Source organism: Paenarthrobacter nitroguajacolicus, assembly GCF_007786235.1.
In the GTDB taxonomy this organism is placed as follows: Bacteria; Actinomycetota; Actinomycetes; order Actinomycetales; family Micrococcaceae; genus Arthrobacter; species Arthrobacter nitroguajacolicus_A.
Genome location: NZ_VNFK01000005.1, coordinates 311,366 through 329,503 on the forward strand (window position 1 = coordinate 311,366; position 18,138 = coordinate 329,503).

23 protein-coding genes are annotated in these 18,138 nt (G+C 61.5%); 12 read left to right on the top strand and 11 right to left on the bottom strand.

Features of this window, described 5'->3' with window-relative positions; genetic code table 11:
• Positions 1–256: 256 nt before the first annotated feature.
• From FQP90_RS09040 to FQP90_RS09050, 3 genes are read left to right on the top strand one after another with little or no spacing between them, the layout of a single operon-like run.
• The gene (locus tag FQP90_RS09040) at positions 257–997 is read left to right on the top strand and encodes a class I SAM-dependent methyltransferase (protein WP_144649402.1); all 741 of its coding nucleotides are present in this window, start codon (positions 257–259) and stop codon (positions 995–997) included.
• A gap of 7 nt (positions 998–1,004) precedes the next feature.
• Positions 1,005–1,190, top strand: coding sequence for a hypothetical protein (locus FQP90_RS09045; RefSeq protein ID WP_144649404.1), 186 nt, complete (start codon positions 1,005–1,007; stop codon positions 1,188–1,190).
• On the top strand, positions 1,187–1,789 hold the full coding sequence (locus FQP90_RS09050) for an NUDIX hydrolase (RefSeq protein ID WP_144649406.1): 603 nt from the start codon (positions 1,187–1,189) through the stop codon (positions 1,787–1,789). Before FQP90_RS09045 ends, FQP90_RS09050 begins: the two co-directional genes overlap by 4 nt.
• 8 nt (positions 1,790–1,797) lie before the next feature.
• Here FQP90_RS09050 and ggt read toward each other — a convergent pair whose 3' ends face one another.
• A complete protein-coding gene (ggt, locus tag FQP90_RS09055; protein WP_144649408.1) occupies positions 1,798–3,633 on the bottom strand; it encodes a gamma-glutamyltransferase in 1,836 nt (611 codons plus the stop codon).
• Positions 3,634–3,805: 172 nt separating this feature from the next.
• Here ggt and FQP90_RS09060 point away from each other — a divergent pair, with 172 nt between their 5' ends.
• Entirely contained in the window at positions 3,806–3,994 is a 189-nt protein-coding gene (locus FQP90_RS09060; RefSeq protein WP_144649410.1) for a hypothetical protein, read from the top strand.
• A 35-nt stretch (positions 3,995–4,029) separates the two neighbouring features.
• Entirely contained in the window at positions 4,030–4,542 is a 513-nt protein-coding gene (locus FQP90_RS09065; protein WP_208759972.1) for a GNAT family N-acetyltransferase, read from the top strand.
• Positions 4,543–4,592: 50 nt separating this feature from the next.
• On the opposite strand, the gene FQP90_RS09070 is transcribed toward FQP90_RS09065, so the two are convergent.
• The 4 genes from FQP90_RS09070 to FQP90_RS09085 form a co-directional block, all read right to left on the bottom strand.
• Positions 4,593–5,540 (bottom strand): hypothetical protein, encoded by a 948-nt coding sequence (locus FQP90_RS09070; protein ID WP_167510444.1) that lies wholly within the window; start codon positions 5,538–5,540, stop codon positions 4,593–4,595.
• 114 nt (positions 5,541–5,654) lie between these two features.
• Positions 5,655–6,743, bottom strand: coding sequence for a type I restriction endonuclease (locus FQP90_RS09075; RefSeq protein ID WP_144649412.1), 1,089 nt, complete (start codon positions 6,741–6,743; stop codon positions 5,655–5,657).
• 122 nt (positions 6,744–6,865) lie between these two features.
• Positions 6,866–7,768 (bottom strand): NAD(+)/NADH kinase, encoded by a 903-nt coding sequence (locus FQP90_RS09080; protein WP_144649414.1) that lies wholly within the window; start codon positions 7,766–7,768, stop codon positions 6,866–6,868.
• Positions 7,769–7,777: 9 nt separating this feature from the next.
• Positions 7,778–8,797 carry an SPFH domain-containing protein gene (locus tag FQP90_RS09085; RefSeq protein WP_144649416.1) on the bottom strand — a complete coding sequence of 340 codons (1,020 nt, stop codon included), beginning with the start codon at positions 8,795–8,797 and terminating at the stop codon, positions 7,778–7,780.
• A gap of 100 nt (positions 8,798–8,897) precedes the next feature.
• Between FQP90_RS09085 and FQP90_RS09090 the strand changes: the two genes are divergently transcribed.
• Complete coding sequence (locus tag FQP90_RS09090) at positions 8,898–9,638, top strand: NUDIX hydrolase (protein WP_144649418.1); 741 nt, start codon at positions 8,898–8,900, stop codon at positions 9,636–9,638.
• A gap of 63 nt (positions 9,639–9,701) precedes the next feature.
• On the opposite strand, the gene FQP90_RS09095 is transcribed toward FQP90_RS09090, so the two are convergent.
• The 4 genes from FQP90_RS09095 to FQP90_RS09110 all read right to left on the bottom strand — a co-directional run bounded on the left by FQP90_RS09095 (position 9,702) and on the right by FQP90_RS09110 (position 12,017).
• On the bottom strand, positions 9,702–10,166 hold the full coding sequence (locus FQP90_RS09095; protein WP_144649420.1) for a hypothetical protein: 465 nt from the start codon (positions 10,164–10,166) through the stop codon (positions 9,702–9,704).
• Positions 10,163–11,059: a phosphotransferase family protein gene (locus FQP90_RS09100; protein WP_144649422.1), complete on the bottom strand. Its 897-nt coding sequence runs from the start codon at positions 11,057–11,059 to the stop codon at positions 10,163–10,165. Before FQP90_RS09100 ends, FQP90_RS09095 begins: the two co-directional genes overlap by 4 nt.
• Positions 11,056–11,277: a hypothetical protein gene (locus FQP90_RS09105; protein ID WP_144649423.1), complete on the bottom strand. Its 222-nt coding sequence runs from the start codon at positions 11,275–11,277 to the stop codon at positions 11,056–11,058. Before FQP90_RS09105 ends, FQP90_RS09100 begins: the two co-directional genes overlap by 4 nt.
• Before the next feature lie 131 nt (positions 11,278–11,408).
• Positions 11,409–12,017, bottom strand: coding sequence for a dTMP kinase (locus tag FQP90_RS09110; protein ID WP_144649425.1), 609 nt, complete (start codon positions 12,015–12,017; stop codon positions 11,409–11,411).
• 328 nt (positions 12,018–12,345) lie between these two features.
• On the opposite strand from FQP90_RS09110, the gene FQP90_RS23275 reads away from it, so the two are divergent.
• The 5 genes from FQP90_RS23275 (at position 12,346) to FQP90_RS09135 (ending at position 15,903) form a co-directional block, all read left to right on the top strand.
• Positions 12,346–12,507: a hypothetical protein gene (locus FQP90_RS23275; protein ID WP_167510445.1), complete on the top strand. Its 162-nt coding sequence runs from the start codon at positions 12,346–12,348 to the stop codon at positions 12,505–12,507.
• Positions 12,504–12,767: a hypothetical protein gene (locus tag FQP90_RS09115; protein ID WP_144649427.1), complete on the top strand. Its 264-nt coding sequence runs from the start codon at positions 12,504–12,506 to the stop codon at positions 12,765–12,767. Before FQP90_RS23275 ends, FQP90_RS09115 begins: the two co-directional genes overlap by 4 nt.
• Before the next feature lie 484 nt (positions 12,768–13,251).
• Positions 13,252–13,626: a hypothetical protein gene (locus FQP90_RS09125; protein WP_167510446.1), complete on the top strand. Its 375-nt coding sequence runs from the start codon at positions 13,252–13,254 to the stop codon at positions 13,624–13,626.
• A gap of 116 nt (positions 13,627–13,742) precedes the next feature.
• Complete coding sequence (locus tag FQP90_RS09130) at positions 13,743–14,246, top strand: SRPBCC family protein (RefSeq protein ID WP_144649431.1); 504 nt, start codon at positions 13,743–13,745, stop codon at positions 14,244–14,246.
• Positions 14,247–14,376: 130 nt separating this feature from the next.
• On the top strand, positions 14,377–15,903 hold the full coding sequence (locus FQP90_RS09135) for a CYTH and CHAD domain-containing protein (protein WP_144649433.1): 1,527 nt from the start codon (positions 14,377–14,379) through the stop codon (positions 15,901–15,903).
• A 52-nt stretch (positions 15,904–15,955) separates the two neighbouring features.
• On the opposite strand, the gene FQP90_RS09140 is transcribed toward FQP90_RS09135, so the two are convergent.
• Together FQP90_RS09140 and FQP90_RS09145 are read right to left on the bottom strand one after the other, a co-directional pair.
• On the bottom strand, positions 15,956–16,792 hold the full coding sequence (locus tag FQP90_RS09140; protein ID WP_144649435.1) for an alpha/beta fold hydrolase: 837 nt from the start codon (positions 16,790–16,792) through the stop codon (positions 15,956–15,958).
• A gap of 44 nt (positions 16,793–16,836) precedes the next feature.
• Complete coding sequence (locus FQP90_RS09145) at positions 16,837–17,253, bottom strand: winged helix-turn-helix transcriptional regulator (protein ID WP_144649437.1); 417 nt, start codon at positions 17,251–17,253, stop codon at positions 16,837–16,839.
• 134 nt (positions 17,254–17,387) lie between these two features.
• Between FQP90_RS09145 and FQP90_RS09150 the strand changes: the two genes are divergently transcribed.
• Positions 17,388–18,065 (top strand): FMN-dependent NADH-azoreductase, encoded by a 678-nt coding sequence (locus tag FQP90_RS09150; protein ID WP_144649439.1) that lies wholly within the window; start codon positions 17,388–17,390, stop codon positions 18,063–18,065.
• Positions 18,066–18,138 lie beyond the last annotated feature (73 nt).

Below are 18,138 nucleotides of genomic sequence, written 5' to 3' on the forward strand. Positions count from 1 at the left end.
CCGCTCTCACGCTAAGCCCGAAGTCACGCCGGTAATGGTGTGCCGCACCACCTAGACAAACTCAAAACACCACCTAGATGGACTCGAAGTACCCCTATTTTCGGTTCATTCACCACCTAGTTTCGCTTTTTTAGGCTGTGGCATCTCAGACGGACACTAATGTCGTCGTTGCCGGTGCACGCGGGTGGTGCACATGTTCCGCCCCCGTCCGCGTGCACCGGTGACTATTAGTCGAACTCCCGGAGAGTAAGGGTTGATGATCATCGCACCGGACCAAACCGTTGACGCGATCCTGCGGCTACTCGGGCCCCTCGATCCACCAGAGGAACTGCACAAGGTCCCAGGACCCTACCTCTACGATCAGGTGACCGCCAAGGACAGGACGGAAATTCCCGAGTTACTTGCTGAGGCCCGCAAGACCGAGGGGCCAATCCTGGTGCTGGCAGCGGGGTCCGGCCGGATCACAGGTCCGCTGCTCGCACTGGATCGTCCGCTGACCGCCGTCGAGTCTTCACTGGATGAACTCACCCGCTTTGACGTGGAGAAGAGGTTCGGTTGCGTCGTTCTTGGCGCCAGTTCAATTACCCTCCTGGATCCATCCGATAGGCGTGGGCTCTTCCGAAAGGTGCGCGAATGCCTGACGCCGGACGGCCGCTTCCTGATGACCGTTGCGAACGCGGACTCTCACCTAGCATCTGAGAACAACGACGGCGGAACGTTCGTTTCGGCTCTGGGCGACGATTCGTGCCTCATCACCAAGGAGAGCCGCGACACCGTCAACGGTGCCCGGCACGTGACCATGATCCATGTCAGCTTCAATGAGGGTGGCACGTACCGCTCGTCCGAGTACGCACATGACGTGGCCTTTGTCAGCCGCGGCCTCCTCGAGGAGGAGACCTCCGCGGAAGGTCTCAACATAATCGAACGCCGGCCGGTCCATATCGCGACGCCAACCCCTGGCCTGAATGACGTGGAACTATGGGTGTGTGGGAAGTGATCTCATCGTGAATCGTTCACCGTTGGTCTGGCTTCTGTTTGCCCTCACCATGGCCTTCTACGCTGCATACATCTTCCTCTCAAGTGCTGACGAATCTGTTTGGTCCCTCATTTCCGGAATCATCATCGCGGCAGCTTCGTTGGTGATGTTGTGGAGATTCAGTCGGGAGCTCAGGAACAACAGCCAACCTTGAGCACTTCGGAGGAACTGTGGCGAAAGCTCTGGTCTACGCGCGCCTACAAGGGCTTTGTCACCGTCAATCAGGACACATACCTGGAAGCTGACGGCTCCGTCACCGCGTGGGACGTCATTGCCGGCCCGGACTCCGCCGCCATGCTTGCCTTCACGGAAGGCGGCACGGACGTTGTGTTGTTTGAGCAGTTTCGCGTGGGCCCAGGACGGACGCTGCTGGAACTGCCCGGTGGCTACGTGGAGCAGGGCGAAGACCCGGAAGCTGCAGCTCACCGTGAGTTGTCGGAAGAGACCGGATACCGGTCTTCGTCTGTTTATTACGCAGGCTCCGAATGGTGGTCCGCCAACTCTTCCAGGCGTAAACACCTGGCCATCGCAGCAGAAGCCCGCCCCGTCGACGACCCTTCTTGGGATGCCTCCGAGGCGGGCTTCGTTCGACTCCTACCGAGTGACGAACTGCTTGATTTCCTCCTCAGTGGTGAGCTGACGGACGCCGGACTTGCATGCCGAGGACTCCTGAAGTTTGCCGTCAGCACCGTGGAGGATGCGGCTTTGGAGAAGCTCCAGGCAACCGTTCGCGGACTCCTGCCGGGCTATTAGGGTGCGCTCTACCTGCCAGGTTTGACCGGTTTCACCACCAGGGCTGATCCGCCGCCTCGACGAACCGGCTCGGCTGCGGCTGTCATCTGTCCGTCCTTACCGAACTCAATGGCTGTTGCCGCCCCTATCTCGGCGGCCGACGTGAACGCGTCCCCTGCTGGAACCAAGTCATGGCCCAACGCATCCAACGCCGGGCCGTAGGCCTCAATAAAGGCAGGCTCAGAGCTGACCGTTGTGCCATTCCTGGGGGCAGCACGTGGCGCAGCGAGGGCTTCGGAGACCGTCATACCCCTGTCCACCCGGTTCAAGATGGTCTGCAGCACGGTTGTGATGATGGTCGAACCGCCGGGGGAGCCGAGGGCCAAGAACGGTTTCTCGTCTTTCAAAATGATGGTCGGCGACATCGAGGATCGGGGACGCTTGCCCGGCTGGATCCGGTTGGGGTCGGTCTCGCTGTAAACAGTGCTGAAATCGGTCAGCTCGTTGTTGAGCAGGAAACCACGGCCTGGAACCACGATTCCGGATCCGCCGGTTTGCTCAATCGTGAGCGTGTACTCCACCACGTTTCCCCACTTGTCCGCAACGGTCAGGTTCGTTGTGGAGATGTTCTCCGTGTCCGATTCATTGGCGAGAGGTGCCGCGGCAGTCGGGCACGCGCCGTCGTACGTCTGTATGTTTCCGGGGGCAACCGGCTTGGCCGCCGCCGTCGTCGGATCAATCTCGCAGGAGCGTTCCTTGGCGAACACGGGGTCGAGCAAGGTCTTGGTGGGGACCTTAACGAAGGCCGGATCGCCCACATAGGCGCCGCGATCCGCGAAAGCCAAGGAACTGGCCTCGAAGTAGTGATGCAGGGCGTCCACTGGCTGCATGTCCTTGAGGTCGTAGTTTTCAAGGATATTCAGTGCCTCGCCAACCGTGGTCCCACCGCTGCTGGATGGCGCCATGCCGTAGACGTCGTAGCCTCGGTATTCCACCTTGGTGGCGTCCTGGTCCAGCACCTTGTAATTGGCCAGATCCTGAGTAGTCATGACGCCGACCGGAACAGGAAGCGTTGGCTTTGCCACCTTGGGCGGTGCTTGAACAGTCTTGACGATCTCCTCGGCGAGAGGGCCTTTGTAGAAGGCGTCGGTACCCTCCTTGGCGAGTAGCCGGTAGGTCGCCGCGAGGTCGTGGTTCTTGAAGACACTTCCGACGACGGGTGCGCCACCGCCGGGGAGGAACAGGTCCTGCGTGGAGGTGAAGTTGTTGAAGCGTGCCAGATTGTCCTTGGTTTGCTGGCGGAAGGTCTCGTCCACCACGAATCCACGGTTGGCCACCTTGATGGCCGGCTTGAGCGCCTCGCCGAGGTCCAGGGTTCCCCAGCGCTCCAGCGCGCGCTCCCAGGTAGCGGGTGTGCCGGGGACTCCCACTGAAACGCCACTGGTCACAAGTTCGGGCGTGAAGTTGTAGGGCTTGCCTGTTGCAGGGTCGATGAATGCGTCGGGTTTGATGTTTGCAGGTGCGGTCTCGCGGCCGTCGATGGTGCCCACTTGTTTGGTTTTGGCATCGTAGAAAACAAAGTAGCCACCGCCGCCGATGCCAGCGCTGTAGGGCTCGGTGACGCCCAAGGTAGCGGCGGCTGCAACTGCTGCGTCGGCTGCGTTGCCACCCTTCTTCAATACTTCAATTGCGGCTGCGGAGGCTTCCGGATCCACCGTGCTCACGGCCCCGCCGTAGCCGGTGGCCGTGGGTTTCTTATCTGTTTCGCGGGGATCGGCGAAGGCGGGACTGGCCATCGCTCCGCTTGTCACGGTTAGTGCCAAGGCTGCCGTGACAGCAGCCATTTGACGTCTCACATGTGTCATGGTGTCTCCCAGAGTTGTTCCAGACGGTGATGTGGGTGGACGGTCCGGTCACCCTACCCCGGGGTTCTGCGAGGGACAACGGTTGAAATTTGAAGGACCGTGGGTCAGGGGGAATCAGTGATCGTGCACAAGACGGCAGGGGAGACCTACCGAGCGCGGGTAGGATCGTCGCATGGGGACCAAAAGCAGGACCAAAATGTTTGCTGTTTTAGCAGGGGTGCTGGTGGCAGCGTTTTCGCTTTTCGCGGCACTATGGGTGAACGGAAACATTCCTTGGCCCGCGGCCACGGCCACGTCACTTATTCTCGGCGTGGCAACATTTCTGGCAACCTTCAAGGGCAACGCCAGACAAGCCGGTTAGCTAGCAGGCCCTCTTTGCGAATGTACCGTTGAGCGATGACGATCAACTTTGAGGTGCGTGGTGCCGAGCCGGCGGACGCGCCAGGCATGGCGAAAGTTCACGTTGACACCTGGCGTGAAACCTACCGGGGGTTGATGAGCGACGACGTGCTGGACGATCCAGGGCTACTGGAATTTCGGGAGAAGTTCTGGACCGCAGCGCTCACTGATTCTCGCTATGAACAGAACAGTGTCGCCGTTGCTTCGCACGAAGACACCGTGATTGGCATAGCGATGTCGGGCCCCATTCCTGACTCCGCTGAGGAGTCACAGCAACTGTATGTCCTTTACGCCTATGCCGCCTTCCACGGTTCAGGGGTGGGCGAGGCCCTGCTTAACGCTGTCATCGACCCTGCCGCACCCGCTTTCCTCTGGGTCGCCGACCCTAATCCGCGCGCCCAAGCGTTCTACCGGAAGCACGGATTCGTAGCGGACGGAACGGTGAACATAGAAGATGACGTGCGGGACGTTCGTATGGTCCGCAGCATCCAAGCGATGACAGCCCGCTAAGGGGCCCTCAAGAGGTCGTTCGGGCGCACCGTGTTCACAGGCCGGGCAAGCTAACCCACGGTTTTTTGGGAGTTCCCGCGCGCTGCTATGGCACGCGCTCCGACGCCTGCGAGTGCGATGGCCAGTGCCGCCAAGATGGTGGGCAAAGCCCCACCGTCAGGCCCGAGTGTAGCTGCGAGGATTTGCCGGCTCATCAACAGCATTTCCTGGACATCGCCGGCCAGAGCCCGGGTTCCGAGGACGTATTGCACCGAGGTGAACAGAGCGGGGATCACCCACAAGCACGCACAGTTGAGGACCCACGCCACCCCGCGGCGGATAGGACTGAGTCCACACCAAGCCAAAGCACAACCGACAAGTACCGCAGGAACCCATCGTGCGATGGTCGGCACAACTGGGGGTACGTCGATGTACCCCACTGAACCGACAACCCATTCCACCGCCCACGACGTGAACGGGATGGCCATGAGTCCAGCGCCCAGCGTCGTGGCCACTCGCGACGTCGAGGCGAACAGGAGTACTGCTCCGATGCTGGCGGCAAGGGAAAGAATGACTCCGGCCAGCAAGCCGAAGAAATAGAGGCTCGCCATCTTCCCGCTCTCCAGCCCCTGGTTAAGCACAGTGAACGACTGCGCTGCTGCCAAGATTTGGACCACGAGGACACCGCCCACTGCGCACCACGTTGCCAGCCTGCGGTACTCCGGCGACCAGATCCGGACTGCCAGTCCTGCCGCGGCTCCGCCCACGGTCACGAGGGCAACAATGGTGGTGAGCTCGTATTGGCTGAGGGGCAAGAGTGCAAAAGGCATGTGCTCGGGAAGAGCCTCGGACCGCCACAAGTTCTGCAGCGGCAGCTTCGCTCCGCCGATCAGCCACGGCGCGAGGCCCAGTACGCCTGCCAGGAACCCGAGTAACCAGGCCCGCGAGGCAGTGCGACCACCCGAAGCGGTGGCCTTGGGAGCACGGACTTGTTCCGCGGTTTGCTCGGGATGGCTCAAGGGAGCTCCTCGGGTTGAGTCAGGAAGTGAGGCCCAGGGCATGAAGAAGCGGGCCAATCCATGAATAATACACCGAATGGATTAACCCGCTGCCGCTGATCAACGAGCTTAGGCTCAGAGGTAGCTCTTTACGCTCGCTCGGAGAGCCTCAGTGTGTTCGTAGATCTCCTCCAAAGAGCTAATCGGAACGCGAGTCTCCTCCTTGTTGGCATCGAACAATCCGATATATTTCTGCGTTCGGTTAAAGTGAAGCCGCGCGATGGGTTTGCGATTGTTGTCGTCCAGAAGGACGGCAAAGTAAGACTTGGCATCGCGCTGGACCACTCGAGTGGGTTTCACCTCGCTGCAAACAATGGCGCGGACAATCTGATAGCCCTCTATTTCTTCGAGAGTGGTCTCGATTGCGTCAGCCTCCGCGAGGTCTGCTTCCGCAACGGGCTGGCTGGACACGACGGCGGCGGCGACGTCGTCATTTGGTGCGTAAGCCTGTGCGCCAAGAGCTTTCTTCAGGCGTTCGTTGACCTGATCGTTAAGGAACTGCTTGGTGGCTTTGCCGACCAGAGTTGTGAACTGCTCGCGGACGCGCTGCGTGTACGCTCCGGTGTAAACGCGAGCCGTAAGGAACTTGACCCATTCATCCTCCGGTTCCCGGAACTGTGCCGCAAGAGTCCTTTTGAGTTCGCCGATGTACTTCAGTTCACCCGCCGCACTGATGATGGAATCCAAATCGAAAACGTCCTTGGACAATTTCTGAAGTTCAGGCAGGAGGGTCTCGTCGATGTCGTTCAGGTCGAGGACCAGGAACGGTTTCGCATCCATTCGGTTCGGTGCGTCGAGGTCCGTGAAGAACTGATAGGTCTCGCCGTTCGTGAGGATCGCTATCCTCGCATTGGTCACCGCGAAATAGCGGAAAAGTTGGGATGCGTGCTCGATCTTGACGGGCTCAATGGACTTCTTGCATTCGATGAGGATCTGAACTTCCCCGTCTTTCACGATGGCGTAGTCAACCTTTTCGCCCTTCTTTACGCCTACGTCGGCCGTGAACTCGGGGACAACTTCCAGCGGATTGAAGACGTCGTAGCCCAAGATGGACGAGATGAACGGCATGACGAATGCATTTTTCGTTGCCTCCTCAGTCTCTATAACCCCACGCTGCTGTCGTACTTTGGCCGCCAATGCAGACAGCCGTTCTGCAAATTCCATTTGACCCCCATGGTCTCAATTTCGACAAGTGAGCCAACATTAGCGGAGGTTGCGGACAAAGCCGGGCAAGTAGAGGATCGCCGATGTGGCGGGCAAGCGCCTAGCGACGTTTCCCCGCGGGCTCAAACAACCAACCGCAGCGGCCGCTGCCCCAGCTTCACCATGATCTCCTGTCCCCACGAGGCGGTGAGCCGGTCGTCCTCCATGCCGTCGCCGAACACCACGAGCTGGTCTGATGCCACGGTGATCCGCAGCACTTCACCGGCCTCCAGCACGCCTTCAGTCAACGAAGCGCCGGTGACGGGGGAGGGCCACGCTTCCCGGACGAACCACGCGAGCCGCGGATCGGTGGGTGCCGGCAAGGCTCGCCCGCCGCGTTCCAGGGCAATCGAAGCGCACCATCCGGTTGCGCCGGTGCCGGTGGAAACGATAAGGCCCGACGACGATTGCCGCTCGGTCTGTCCGCCGGTCTGGGTGAAACTTGGCGCTGCGAGCGTGTACTTCGCCGACTGGTGCGAGGCGTGCCCCACGAAAACTTCGTTGAGCGCCGAAAGCTGCTGACCGTCGTCGAGCGTTGCCGTCACGGTGGTGAGGTCCTGCAGGCGCAGCCGCCCAACATCGCCACTGGCCAGCAGGGCTGCGGCGGCTGCCGGCGTGTGCCGGACCAGGACTCCGGGGTTTGCTCCGGGTTCGGGGTCGATGCCGATGACCGGTTGTCCGTTCAGGTACTTGGCTACGTTCGCCACTAAACCGTCCTGTCCCACCACGGCGACGATGTCCTCTGCCGTGAGAAGGAAGCGGCTGAGGTCCGCGCGTTCAACTTCCGCCTGCCGCCAGTCGGACGGCACCGCTGCCCGAATTGTTGCGAGGGCGGCGGTGAGGCGATCATGCCGGTCCTGTACGTCCTGGATACTGCGGCCGCGGGTGCTGAGGAAGAACTCTGCCTGGCCGCGGGTTGCGTGCCGGTTCAGGAGTTCCTGCAGTTCGGTCCGCCGGTGGACGAGGACGATGCGAGGGGTTGCCATGACGGGTCCTTACTTGGTGACTTCGGCGGTGGCCGCGGGTTCCTTGAACAGTCCGGCAAGTGCTCCGCTGAGCAGGTCGGGGGTGATGGTGAGGTTACCAATGTTCGGCAGGCTGCCCGCTGCATCCTTGAGGGCCAGTGCCAGCAGGGTGGCTTGCTCCATGCCGCGGTAGACCTCCATGGTGGCGGCTTCGCGGGCTGCGGCTGCTTCGCCCACCAGGCGGATTTGGTTCGCTTCAGCGGCGGCGCCAATGCCCTTGCGTTCGGCGGATCCCTGGGCTTCGATCAGGCCTGCGGCTGCCTTCTCTTCGGCGGCACGCCGGGCATTTGCGCCCTCCTGGGCCACCAGGTTTTCGCGGCGGACCGCGAGTTCGATCTGGCTTGCCATCTCGTTCTCGGAGATAGTGCGTTCACGTTCGACGGCGACTGCCCGCCTTTCGTAAACCGCCCGGTCCGCTTCGGCTTGGAGCTGTTCGCGGACGGGTGTCTGCAAGGCCCGTTCCACGTCGGCTTCGGGCCGGACCGCCAGGACCTGCACACCGAGGATTTCAATGCCCGTGGACTGGAGCCTTGCATCGGCGCGGAGGGCATCGGTGAGCACCACCCGGAGTTGGCTGACCCCACGTTCCAGCGCTTCGGCGAGTGTGGTGGTCGCGATCTGGTCGATCGCGTGGCTCTGGCACAGCTGGCCGATGATGGTGGAAACCTGTTCGCGACCGGTTGCCGGCGCCTTTCCCGCGGTCTGCAATCCGAAGTCGAGGCGAGTGGATACGGCCACCGGATCGATGAAGCGGTAGGTCACGTTGGCCTGAACGCTGACGTCCTGGTGGTCGCGGGTGATGGCGTGGAAGAGGGTGGGCAGTTCCTGGTCGTCCACCGGAACCTCACTCAGCACCGAGTTCGCGGGGCGGAAGAAGAACGCTTGGCCCACTCCTTGGTGCTTGACCGTGCCCTTCTGCAGGTGGACGACGTAGCCGGTGGGGCTGCCGAGAAAGTGGCTGATCCAGGGGTAGCGCTTGATGATTGCCATGATGTTCTCCTTCGTTTATTGTCGTCACCTTGACGATAACTAAACAGTAGGGCGAGTCGGGATTATTGTCAACGTGACGATAATTTCCTACGATTGATTTATGCCTGAATCCCATCCGGCGCCCCAGCGCTTCCCGGTGACCGTCGACGTCGTCGCCCTCACCGTGCGCGACGGCGAACTGCGCGTACTGCTCATCACCCGCCTCATCGAGCCCTTCCGCGGCAAGCTGGCGCTACCGGGCGGCTTCGTCCTCGCAGGCGAGGACCTGCAGGAGGCGGCGGTCCGTGAACTCGCGGAAGAAACCGGCGTCGAGCATCTACCCGGGCACCTTGAGCAACTGGGCAGCTACGGACCCAAGGGCCGTGACCCCCGCGGCGACGTCCTCACCGTGGCGCACCTGCTGCTGGCGCCGGACTTCCCGGTGTTGGCTGCCGGCAGCGACGCGGAGCATGCCGCGTGGTACCCGGTGAGGGAAGTCCAAGGCGGCGCGCTGGAACTCGCCTTCGACCACCAACGGATCCTCGACGACGCCCTGGAACGTGCTAAGTCGAAGCTCGAATACTCCCCCCTGGGCGCGGCGTTCTGCGGAGAGGAATTCACCATCGCCCAACTTCGTGCCGTGTACGAGGCCGTCTGGGGCACCCGCCTGGATCCGCGCAACTTCCACCGGAAGGCGACAGGGACGCCCGGTTTCCTGGAGGACACCGGCCGTATGACAACAGGCGACGCCGGCCGTCCGGCTGCGCTTTTCCGGCTCGCCCCCGAGGCACGTCCGACGGCGGGCCACCCCACCCGCGCGGTGCTTAACCCGCCGCTGATGCGCCCCGCTGTACCAAAGTAGGTCTACCCAAGTGGGTCTACCCAAGTAGGGGACAGACAACGCCCTTTCGAGCTCAGTAGGACGTTACCCGTCCCTCAGTTTGCCGGCGTGGGCGAGAATCGCCGCTGCTGTCGCCTCCGGCTCTGGCGTGGAGATGATCCATGTGCGGTTCGGCGTCTCCACCGTGATGGCTGGACCACCCACCAGCAGGCCCCACGTTTTTTGCCCCAGGTACCGGATGCCGAAGCCCTCGGTCATGGAACTGGACGGGGCGGGGGAGGCGTCGACGATGTCTGCCAGCGGGATGGTCTTCGCGTGGAACGGCCGGCATCGGAGCACCAGGTTTTCGGCTGATGCTTCGATTGTCACCCTCATACGCAGCACCAGCGCGGTCAGCAGCGCCATAAGAACAGCCAGGGTTGTGGTGATCAGCAGCACTCCGCTGGGAATAGCAGTCGCGATGATGAAGAAGCAGGCCACCCCCACGACGCCTGCGATGACCTTCTGAGAGTCGCGGCCGATCCGCGCTTCTGAGATTACTGTCTTCAAAGCTGGCCAACCAGCGTCTCGGTCCGGGACAAGAAACGGTCCCTCAACCCGGCGTTTGGGGCCACCGAATCAAAGACAACGGCCAACATCACGGCCGCGTCCAGCCTGAGGAGCGGCCAAGACGCGCTCCCGACGTCGATGCTTCCGCCGCCTTGGGCGTAGCCGTCCAGGAAGGCGCTGAAGTTGATGCCGTTTTCCTCAATGACCGAGTACTCCTCAAGCCGGGCAAGCTCCAGTTCGGGAGGCGCCACGAGGGCGTTGCTCCAGTCGAAGATTGACGTTGGCTCACCGTTCTGGACCCTCACGTTTTGGCGTCGAAGATCCAGATGGGTGAGGCGCGGCGCGCTGGTATTGCTTACAAGGGTTGCCAGCAGAACTGCCGCGTCGGGTAGCGCCGGAAGGATGTGACGCTTACGGAGTTCCCCGTATCGCTCCTCCAGGCGATGTAGGAGCCGGGCTGCCAAGGGAACTCCATCCTGGGCGACCAACGTGATGTCGGGACAGGGCCGGCGATGCATGGCAGCAACTACTGAGCCGAGGGTAGCGGAACTCAGCTCCGAGCCATCGTCATCCACGACTTCCAGAATCAACACGGGAGAACCGTTCTGCTCGACCATATCCACGATGCCGGCAGTGGGGATTCCGTTGTCAGCAGCCCACCGGGCCAGGGCCATCTCCTGATCTTGAAGACTCCGGGCCGTGACGCCCCGGTTGTTGGCTGTGTTGAATTCGACGGAACGAGGAATTCGGTAGCCCTCCCGGTTCCCGCCCAGAGTTGCCTCGTAGAAGACGAACTCAGTTCCGGCTCCGGCCCATTTCACCGATCCGGCCCCCCGGCGAGCCGCAAGAGCCAAGGCGATTCCCGCCGTCGTGCTTTCCGCTGGTTGGCTCAACGCGGCAGCTGCCGGTCGGCGGGGATATCGGGGGCCTTGATGTCAGCATGTTTGCTGCTGAACCTGAGTCGTAGCCATCCATCCAAGTAGATGGCAGCCGCGGCCACCAGAAGGCCCAGAAGGAGGGCCTGTAGCGGGCCCAACTCGGACAACAGAATGGAGTAGGCCCCGAATCCGCAGATGAAGATCAGAAGCCCTCGCCGGGTTTTGGCGCTCATTAGTTTCCCCCAAAATCACTACCCACGCCGTTGCCGGCATTTGGGGCGAGCCTACCCGGCGAGCGACAGAGAGCAAGTCAAACGGCGCCGCTGCTGGAAATGTAGGGGACAGCAAACGCGCTCATAAAGGCTCAAGAGGACGTTATCTGTCCCGTGGTTGGGTGATGGGTGGGTTCCGAGGCCGCGATCGCCCGGTTCAGCTGGGCCACGACATCGCCCGGTGCCCCATTGGCGTCCACCACCACGAAGTCGTCGAACTCAGGGAGCGAGCGGTAGGCGGACCGGAACGCCTCCAGATCGGCCAGCGATTCATTGTCGGTCCCACGGGCCGTGACCCGTTGGTGGGCGAGACGCGGATCGACGTCGAAGTGCACGTGGACATCTGGGCTTGGGAGTTTCTCGAGTAGCCAAGGAATCAACCAGCCCCGCTGCAACCCGCTGGCGTGGCGCAGCGCCAGTTGGCAGTGCAGGTGGCGGTCCATCACCACCAAACCGTCGAAACGCTGGGCGCGGGCGTGGTTGACCAGCACGTTGAACAGGCGAACGCCGGTCTCGATGAAGTCCGCAACGCGTGGCGGCAACCGCCCGCCGAAGCGCTCGCTGAGCAGCGACATCCGCCTCCGGGCAGCGTGGTTGCTAAGCAGCAGGGCTTTCCGGCCGTTAGTGCGTGCCGAGTCGACCAAGGCGCGGGCCGCCGTCGTTTTTCCTGAACCGTCAATTCCCGTCAGAACAATGAGCATGAGGCCTCCCCTCGTCACTGTTACAACGCAGGGTGGGCCGGGGATGTGCCGAGGTGCGGCGTGAGTCACCCCACAGGCAGTTCCAGTGACGACGCACTAAATTTCCTGACCAAAGCACTTCGCCGTAACCCAAAGGGTGCTTATCATGATGCTGTGAACGTGCTCCGCCCGGCACAGTTCGGTTTGAACCTTTTTCGGGTGGGTACGTAAAAGATATGGAGATGAATTTCTCCGATCGGTGCCCGTTGGCATGGGTGGCGCTCCATTACGGGGTGTCAGCGGACGCCTTCCTGAATAGACATCATTTATTGAAGGGATGCGTAGCTCAATGAATACACTCCTCATCATCGCCGGCGTAATCGCAATCATCTTGCTGCTTGTCGGTGGATTCAACCAAGCCCTCAGTTTCCTGCTGTGGGTAGGAATTATCTTGCTGGTGTTGGCCCTTATTGGCTGGGTTGTGGGCCGGGGCCGGTCGTCGCGCGTATGACAACTGATCCCAGCGAAGTCGCGGGCTTTGCCCAGGTTCGCGATGGAACCACCACTCCCGGGCATCCCATTCCACGGGATCCAAATGAGCCCGGCACCGGTGGCCAGGTTCCGGTGGGTGACGCAGCTTCGGAAGGTCCGGAGGATGCCGTTGACGCAGGTCCCAGCGAGTCTGCGAATCCACCCGGACCAGCAGAGGAGAAAGATGAGAAAACCGCTGATAACCGCGGTTTGACCACAGAGGCCAATCCCACCGACTGAGTGCGGACGAAGCGGCTGCGGGCCGGGAGTATCCGGGCCCGCGGTCGCTCTTCTTTGCCCTATCGCGCTTTCGTCAGTATGCTTACTAATAGCTGGGGTCTTAGCAGTCTAGCGATTGGGGCAGTGATGCGAATCGGGTCAATTATCGGTCTAATTGTCATCGTGTGGCTCGTTATTGGGGCGGTTGCCGCCGGTCAGCGAGGTTACTTCACCACTCCGCCGGCGCAGTGCTCGCAGGTGGCGACCATTGCGTTGAATATCGTGGCGGGTCCGTTGAATTACACCGGATTGGATCCTCAGGGTGGGTGTGAAATTCCGCAGCCATCGTGATTTCGCGGGAAGTCCACGCCGAACAGTAACGCCTCCCTCCGCAAATCGCTAAGATTACTGACTAATTTCGTCAGGGCATGGACATGCCACCAGCGGCACTTATAGGTTCGAAGAGTTCCATTAACACGTTCACCGTTTGGAAAGGACAGGTCACATGGACAAGCAGAATGCCACTCCCGAAGAGGAAGTAGGCGGTTACGGCACCCCTACCGCCGAGCAGGAAGCCGGCGGCGGACAGGCCCAGCCCCGCGTGGAAGAAGACCTCTCGGAGGCCGGATTGAGCCAAGACAGCCCCGACGGCGAAACTTACGCCACGGGTGCACCGAACCTTAGCCACTTGGATCCGGAGGACTCGGACAGCTCAGGCGAACCGGGAGCCGGACGCTTTGGCGGGATCGACGAGCAGTCCCACGCCGAACAGTCCCTGCAACCAGACTCCAGCGATGACCTGCCTGACGGCAGCGGCAACGACCTTCCCCAGGAAGAGTCGCCCAATGACGATGACGAAGAGAGTTTCGACGCCGGCTAGAACCTTTGGCTGGCGCGCTTAGACTGGCGCGCCACTGGTTAAGCAGCCAGCTGGCTGGCGCGCCGCCCAGCAGCAAACACATGAGCACCCGAGACACGATCGAAGGAGCAAACCCTATGGCTACTGTCAATAAATCAATCGAAGTAGACGTGCCTGTATCTGTCGCCTACAACCAGTGGACGCAGTTCGAAACCTTCCCCGAGTTCATGAACGGGGTGGAATCGGTGGAACAGATTGACGAAACCGCTCTGCACTTCTCCACCAACGTGGGCGGTGTGAAGCGAGACTTCAACGCACAGATCGTTGAGCAGATCCCGGATTCGTTGGTGAGTTGGGCGAGCGTCGATGGCCCCCGCAACGGCGGCACCGTGAGCTTTGAATCCCTGGAACCGACCAAGACCCGCGTCAATGTCGAGATCGTCTGGGAGCCCGAAAGCCTCACGGAAAAGGCAGGCTCGGCGCTCGGCGTGGATGGCATGCGGGTGGGCGCGGACCTGGACAAGTTCAAGAAGTTCATCGAGGCGCAGGGCCATGAAACCGGAGCTTGGCGCGGAACCGTGTCCGGCGGCGACGTAGACGACACGGGTGAGCCCACTCTGCCGCGCTCAATCGGGATCTAGCGCGGCACCCTAGTCTGATTCACACTGGATACAGCACCAATACATAGCTCCAACGAGGGCCGGCCACCGCAACGGGCCGGCCCTCGCGGCATTTTCCGGAGTTGGCAACCACAGAGGAGAACCGACAGTCATGGCAACGTCCAGCAATGTGGAAGCTGAGCGGAAGTTCGATGCCGAGGAGTCAACACCCATACCTGCCCTCGACACGATCGATGGAATCGGAAAAGTCGGTGAACCGGGGAGCCACAGCCTGGATGCCATCTACTTTGATACGCATCATCTGGCTCTCGCCGCCCGTGGCATCACCTTGCGTCGCCGCACTGGAGGACCCGACGCCGGCTGGCACCTCAAATTGCCCCTCGGCCCTGGTAAACGGACAGAGATCCAGGCGCCTTTGGGCACTGCAGAGACCGTCCCGGTGGAACTCATGGACCGTGTTCTGGCCTATACCCGCGGGCATGCAGTGGCGGCCATAGCCAACCTCAACACGGAACGCACCAGCTACGCACTGTACGGCAGCGGCGGGGAGCGGATAGCCGACTTTGTGGACGATCACGTCAGCGCTCACATCATTATCGGCCAGGGTCGCGAACTCCAGTGGCGGGAATGGGAAGTGGAGCTGACGGCGCAGGATGAGGCTGACGACGCGCTCTTGGACAGCCTGACCGAACAGCTTTCGGACGCGGGAGCAAAGCCCAGTCAGCGAACCTCCAAGTTGGCCACCGCACTGGGCGAATCATGGCCCGCGCCCCGGGCAGCTGATCGCGGAACGGCCAGCGCCAAAGCACCGGCAGTAGTTCCCGTCCTGGACTATTTGGAAGCCCAGGTTGCCGATCTGCTTCTTCAAGATGCCCACGTGAGGCTGAATCGGGAGGATTCAGTCCATCAAATGCGCTCGCTGATCCGCCGCATCCGGTCGGTGCTGCATACCTATCGCAAGCTCTTCGAGGTAGAGGCCGTCCGCGGCCTTCAGCGAGAGCTGAAATCTCTGGCCAAAACCCTGGGCCGCTACCGGGACACCGAGGTCCTGCACCAACGCCTCAGGAACAGCATTGGTGAACTGCCCGAAAAGCTCGTTTTCGGTTCACTGCACGATGAACTTGACCAGCGCATGACGGTCCGGGCTGACACTGCGTTGTCTGCTATCAAGACTCGGCTCAACAGCCCCCGGTACTTTCGCTTGCTGGATAACCTTGATGCCTTCATCAGCTCGCCGCCCGTGGCCCCGAAGGGGACAGAACCTGCACGGAAAACCACCGCAAAACTCGTCAACAAGGCCGTGAAACGGCTAGGCAAGCGCCACGACGCAGCGGTGAGTGCCGCCGTCGGGCCTCAGCGCGACATGGCCTTTCACGAAGTCCGGAAGTCCGCCAAGAAACTGCGGTTCGCCGCCGCAGCAGTGGAGAGTGTCCACGGCAAACGGGCGGCGAAGCTGGGCGACGCAGCCCACAAAGTCCAGTCCATCCTGGGCGAGCATCAGGACAGCGTGATGGCCCGCGAGGAACTGTTGAAGCTCGGCTCTGCGACGGACACCGGCAGCAGTGCTTTCACGTACGGAGTGCTCCACGCCATGGAACGCAACGCCGGCGACGCCACCGAGCAGGAATATCTGCAGAGCGGTGGGAAGGCGCGGACGCTGCGGCTCAAGAAAAAGTGAAAAGTCCCGACGCCGGAACAACCCAGCGTCGGGGCCGTTGACTGTGGAGCGGCTACTTTTTGAGGAAGCCCAGCAAGGCGTTGTTGATTTCGGCACCGTGCGTCCAGAGCAGTCCGTGCGGAGCGCCCTCGATTTCCAAGTACTCGGCGCTGGGCAGGGCGTCCTTGAAACGGCGACCTGTGACATCAATGGGCAGGATGTTGTCAGCCGTGCCATGGACGATCAAGGCCGGAACATCGATCTTGGGGATGTCGGCGCGGAAGTCCGTGAGCCAGGTGGGCTGGGCAGCTACCGATGCAAAGGCGCCGGACTTGCTGGCGAGGTTCCAGCTGGCGTCCACGGATTCCTGGCTGAGACGGTCGGTGCCCAGGAAAGTGTCGCTGTTGTAGAAGTTCTTGAAGAAGTCGGTGAAGAAGGCGTAGCGGTCTGCTTTGACGGCGGACGAAAGCCCGTCGAACACGTCCTGCGGGACACCGTCCGGGTTGTCATCTGTCTTCAGCAGGAACGGTTCCAAGGAGCCAAGGAACACAGCCTTGGCAACGCGGGCCGAACCATACGTGCTGATGTAGCGTGCCACTTCTCCGGTGCCCATGGAGAAGCCCACCAGGACGGCGTCGTTCAGATCCAGGGTTTCCAGCACGGTCTTCAGGTCAGCGGCAAAAGTGTCGTAGTCGTAGCCCTCCGTGGGCTGGCTGGATTTGCCGAAACCGCGGCGATCATAAGTGATCACGCGGTAACCGGCGTCGAGCAGGGCCGCGGTCTGCTTCTCCCAGGACGAGCCATCCAACGGGTAGCCGTGGATCAGGACCACTGCCTGGCCGCTCCCATGGTCCTCGTAGTAAAGCTCGATCTCAGTGCTGTTTTCGTTTCCGACGGTGATGTAAGCCAAAACTCAGGTCCCTTCGATGCGTTATCTACTCGAACCATTCCACCCTACTGTCCGGCTACGGCGGCGGCACGGTCCCTGTCATGTTGCTGCCGGGAAGCAGCAACGGCGTCCATATTGTCCTCCGCCCACTCCTTCATGTCGAAGATGATCGGAAGGAGGGATCGTCCACGGCGGGTGAGTTCATAGTCGGTCCGGACCGGAACGGACGCGGTGACCTCCCGCCCAATCAGGCCGTCGCGTTCCAGGGAACGCAGCGTGGACGTCAGCATCTTCTGGCTGGCTCCCGGGATCTGCCTGCGTAAATCACTGTGCCGCTGCGGACCCTCCTCGAGGGCGAGCATCACCAGCGTCACCCATTTGCTGCTGATGGCCTCCAGCAGTTGGCGCGCCGGGCAGAGTTCCAGGGAAGCGTTGTAGCGGTGCTGTGCTTTCCGGCGGTTCTGTTCAGCAGTGAGTGTCATGCATCCATCATTGCCGGTGGCAGGCACTTAGAGGTTCCCTAGGCACAAATAAGTGCGTTCTTACGCCGGGCGGGGCGTCCGGGCGAGGGTGGTTTTAGGGGCGCATCGCCCCCGAACCGCCTGAAAGGAATCCCATGCCCTCCATCCTCCATATCAACGCCTCACCCCGCTATTCCAACAGTGACTCGTTGCGGCTGGCCCGGCACTTCATCGACTCCGTGCAGGCTGCCGCCCCAGAGACGTTCGAACTGGAGACCGTGAACTTGTTCGACGACGGTGCGCTGCCGGCCTTCGGTCGGATCGCCGCCTCCGCGAAGATGGCCGTCTTTACCGGCCAGGACCAGACGCCCGAACAGGTTGCAGCTTGGGAATCAGCCCGTGCCGTGTTCGACCAGTTCGCCGCCGCAGACGCCTACGTCTTCAACATCCCCATGTGGAACTCCGGTGTGCCGTACGTCCTGAAGCAGTGGATCGACATCATCACCCAGCCCGGGTGGAGCTTTGGGTTCGATCCGCAACAGGGCTACCGCGGGCTAATGGAGGGCAAGCATGCCTTGGCCATCCACACCAGCGGCGTTTACGCTCCCGGCGTTCCGGCAGCTTTCGGTTCCGACTTCAGCAGCACCTACTTTGCCGACTGGTTGAACTTTGTTGGCATTGAAGATGCAACGCACGTCCGCTTCGCGCCCACCGTCCTCAACGGGGATGTGGACGGCACTCGGCAGTTTGCCGAAACGGAGCTGAGTGACGTAGCACTGCTGTTTACGGGGAAGCTTAGTGCTACAGGAAAGCAGCAGTTGGTGACCGACTAAAACACCGGCAATCCTCTAGTTGCCCGCAGCAACCAGACGTAAACTGGCCTTCGGTTCACACGGCGTCTGCTTG

Bases quoted from the DNA above. Each gene is read 5' to 3' on its own strand.
- ggt (WP_144649408.1), bottom strand. From the start codon at position 3,633: ATGACACATGTGAGACGTCAAATGGCTGCTGTCACGGCAGCCTTGGCA.
- FQP90_RS09040 (WP_144649402.1), top strand. From the start codon at position 257: ATGATCATCGCACCGGACCAAACCGTTGACGCGATCCTGCGGCTACTC.
- FQP90_RS09075 (WP_144649412.1), bottom strand. From the start codon at position 6,743: ATGGAATTTGCAGAACGGCTGTCTGCATTGGCGGCCAAAGTACGACAG.
- FQP90_RS09135 (WP_144649433.1), top strand. From the start codon at position 14,377: ATGGCAACGTCCAGCAATGTGGAAGCTGAGCGGAAGTTCGATGCCGAG.
- FQP90_RS09090 (WP_144649418.1), top strand. From the start codon at position 8,898: ATGCCTGAATCCCATCCGGCGCCCCAGCGCTTCCCGGTGACCGTCGAC.
- FQP90_RS09145 (WP_144649437.1), bottom strand. From the start codon at position 17,253: ATGACACTCACTGCTGAACAGAACCGCCGGAAAGCACAGCACCGCTAC.
- FQP90_RS09125 (WP_167510446.1), top strand. From the start codon at position 13,252: ATGGACAAGCAGAATGCCACTCCCGAAGAGGAAGTAGGCGGTTACGGC.
- FQP90_RS09110 (WP_144649425.1), bottom strand. From the start codon at position 12,017: ATGCTCATTGTTCTGACGGGAATTGACGGTTCAGGAAAAACGACGGCG.
- FQP90_RS23275 (WP_167510445.1), top strand. From the start codon at position 12,346: ATGAATACACTCCTCATCATCGCCGGCGTAATCGCAATCATCTTGCTG.
- FQP90_RS09080 (WP_144649414.1), bottom strand. From the start codon at position 7,768: ATGGCAACCCCTCGCATCGTCCTCGTCCACCGGCGGACCGAACTGCAG.
- FQP90_RS09085 (WP_144649416.1), bottom strand. From the start codon at position 8,797: ATGGCAATCATCAAGCGCTACCCCTGGATCAGCCACTTTCTCGGCAGC.
- FQP90_RS09065 (WP_208759972.1), top strand. From the start codon at position 4,030: ATGACGATCAACTTTGAGGTGCGTGGTGCCGAGCCGGCGGACGCGCCA.
- FQP90_RS09130 (WP_144649431.1), top strand. From the start codon at position 13,743: ATGGCTACTGTCAATAAATCAATCGAAGTAGACGTGCCTGTATCTGTC.
- FQP90_RS09150 (WP_144649439.1), top strand. From the start codon at position 17,388: ATGCCCTCCATCCTCCATATCAACGCCTCACCCCGCTATTCCAACAGT.
- FQP90_RS09105 (WP_144649423.1), bottom strand. From the start codon at position 11,277: ATGAGCGCCAAAACCCGGCGAGGGCTTCTGATCTTCATCTGCGGATTC.
- FQP90_RS09060 (WP_144649410.1), top strand. From the start codon at position 3,806: ATGGGGACCAAAAGCAGGACCAAAATGTTTGCTGTTTTAGCAGGGGTG.
- FQP90_RS09115 (WP_144649427.1), top strand. From the start codon at position 12,504: ATGACAACTGATCCCAGCGAAGTCGCGGGCTTTGCCCAGGTTCGCGAT.